Source organism: Falsiroseomonas oryzae, from assembly GCF_027856955.1.
GTDB lineage: Bacteria > Pseudomonadota > Alphaproteobacteria > Acetobacterales > Acetobacteraceae > Falsiroseomonas > Falsiroseomonas oryzae.
This window is the reverse complement of sequence record NZ_JAPSMD010000627.1, coordinates 1-2,423: the sequence shown is the minus strand read 5'-3', so window position 1 is coordinate 2,423 and position 2,423 is coordinate 1. Positions and strand designations below refer to the sequence as shown.

General features: G+C 73.5%; 3 protein-coding genes. All 3 read right to left on the bottom strand.

Annotated elements, in window-relative coordinates; all coding sequences use genetic code 11:
- Window positions 1–391 (bottom strand): cold shock domain-containing protein (locus OZN99_RS29815; protein WP_270938839.1); only part of this gene is annotated, 391 nt, incomplete at its 3' end.
- 101 nt (window positions 392–492) lie between these two features.
- Entirely contained in the window at window positions 493–1,755 is a 1,263-nt protein-coding gene (locus tag OZN99_RS29810; RefSeq protein ID WP_270938838.1) for an NAD(P)/FAD-dependent oxidoreductase, read from the bottom strand.
- Window positions 1,752–2,165 carry an oxalurate catabolism protein HpxZ gene (hpxZ, locus tag OZN99_RS29805; protein WP_270938837.1) on the bottom strand — a complete coding sequence of 138 codons (414 nt, stop codon included), beginning with the start codon at window positions 2,163–2,165 and terminating at the stop codon, window positions 1,752–1,754. Before hpxZ ends, OZN99_RS29810 begins: the two co-directional genes overlap by 4 nt.
- Window positions 2,166–2,423 lie beyond the last annotated feature (258 nt).

The window sequence follows — 2,423 nt, the reverse complement described above, 5'->3', positions numbered from 1 at the left end:
GGTCACCGAAGCCGCCGCCACCGCCGAAGCCGCCACCGCCGCCGAAGTCGCGCCGCGGCGGACGGTCGCCGAAGCCGCCGCCGCCACCGAAATCGCGCCGCGGCGGACGATCACCGAAGCCGCCGCGCGGCCGGTCGCCCCCGCCGGGGCCCTTGATGACGCTGTGGATGCGCGTGACCAGGCGCCGCCCCTGGCGGTCGGTGCCGATCTCGCAGTTGAGCTTGTCGCCGGTCTCCGGCGGCTCGATCCCAGCTTCCGTCAGGGCGGAAGCGTGGAAGAAGACGTCCTGCCCATCGGGCCCGAGGACGAAGCCGAAGCCCTTCCGGGCATTGTACCACTTAACTTCGGCCTCGATCGGGCCGGAGCCACCCTGCTCGCTGTCGGGAAACACTTGTCTATCAATCCGCTACCCAGGACACGACCCGACACGATGCAGGGCCGCCACCTACCAGCATGGCACTCACGGACCGCAAACACCAGCACAAAACGATGTCAAGCGAATCGCGACGGTCGGAACGGCGCAATCGGGATTTCCGGCGTGCCTCCAGCCAGCAGAGATACGGCGATGCGCGCGCTGCGCGGCCCGGCCACCAGCCCGACATGGCCATGCCCGAAGGCCAGGACGATGTCGGGCGTCGCCGCCGCCGGGCCCAGGCAGGGCAGACCGTCCGGCATGGAGGGGCGGTGGCCCATCCAGACCTTCACCCGCTCCGCCGGCAGGTCGCGCGGCAGGGCGGGGAAGCTCCGCAGCAGGTGGTCGCGCAGGATCTCCGCCCGCTTCCAGTTCGGCGCCGCCGCCAGCCCCGCGATCTCCACCTGGCCGGCGCAGCGCAGGCCGCGGTCGGTCAGCGTCACGGACATCTTGCCGTCGAAGGGCATCAGCGGCGTGCGCGGGCCGACCGGCGCGTCGACCACCATGGCGTGGTAGCCGCGCTCGCTCTCCAGCGGCACGCGGGAGCCGGCGGCGGCCGCGAGGTCCTTCGAATGGGCGCCGGCGCAGATCACCGCCCGGTCGGCCGCGACCTCGCCGTCCTCGGTCCGCACGGCCCGCAGCCGCCCGCCCTCGATCCGGAACCCGGTCGCGCGCGCGCGGCGCAGCTCCGCGCCTTCCGCCACCGCCTGCGCGACCAGCGCCGCAACATAGGCGCCGGGGTCGCGGCAATGCCCGCCCTCCTCCACCAGCGCGCCGAAGCCGTAGCGACGGTCGAGCTCGGGTTCGCGCTGCCGCATCTCGTCGGCCTCGAGTTCGAGCCACTCGATGCCGACCTTGCGGCGGATGCGCCACGCCATCGCCTCGGAGTCGAACTGCGCGCGGTTCTCGTAGACATACATCAGGCCGCGCCGCTCGATCAGCCGCGCGACGCCGGCGCGCTCGGCCAGCGCCTTGTGCAGCGCCGGCGCGTCCACCAGCAGCGGCCGCAGCGCGCGCGCCGTCGCCTCGACCTTCGCCTCGGTCCAGCCGGCCAGCAGGTAGCGCACCAGCCAGGGCGCGACGCGCGGCAGGTAGGACCAGCGGATCGCCAGCGGCCCGAGCGGATCGGAGAGGAACTTCGGCAGCTTCTTCCACAACCCGGGCACCGAGGGCGGGATCACCGACATCGGGCTGAGCCAGCAGCCATTGCCGTAGGACGCCGCCTGCTCCCCGCCCGGCTCGCCGGGCTCCAGGATGGTGACGCGGAAGCCGGCGGAGAGCGCCTCCAGCGCCGTCGCAGCGCCGACGATGCCGGCGCCGATCACCACCACATGCGCGCTCACGTCGCCGGCGCCTGCATCTGCCGCCCCGGATCGCCCTGGCCGAGCAGCGAGACATGCGCCGAGACCACGCGCCAGCCGAGCCCGGGCAGCCGCGCCATGACCTTGGTCTCCCGGCCGATGAGGCCGGTCCCGACCCGCTCGTATTCCAGGTGGGTGCAGGCGAAGTCCTGGCCGAAGCTCGTGATGTGGACGCGCTTCTGCACCCGCTGCGCGTAGCTCTTCACCGAGCCGCGGAAGGCGCGGATGGCGTCGTGGCCGTAGAGGATCTCGGTGATGCCGAAGCGGACGGTGCGCGGGTCGGCCCAGAAGATCTCGTCCAGCACCGACGTCTCGTTGGCCATCAGCGCCGCCTCGTAGCGGTCGAAGACGGCGCGGACCTCGGCCAGCACCGTCGGGTCGTCGAGCTGCACGGGCACCCCCTGCGGATTCGGCCGGCAGACTGCCGCGCCAGGGAGGGGCTGCAAAGCCGCGGCGCCCCCTGCCGCCACATCCCTGCCATGCTGCCTGCATGACAAGCGCACGATCCGCCGCCAGCATGACGGCGCCGCACCGCACCGGAGACGCCATGCCGGACCCCGCGCCGCACCGCCCCCGCCGCGCCCCGCGCATGTCCGCCCCGTGGCGGACGGCCGCGCTGCTGGCGCTGCTCGCCCTGCCCGCCTGCGCCG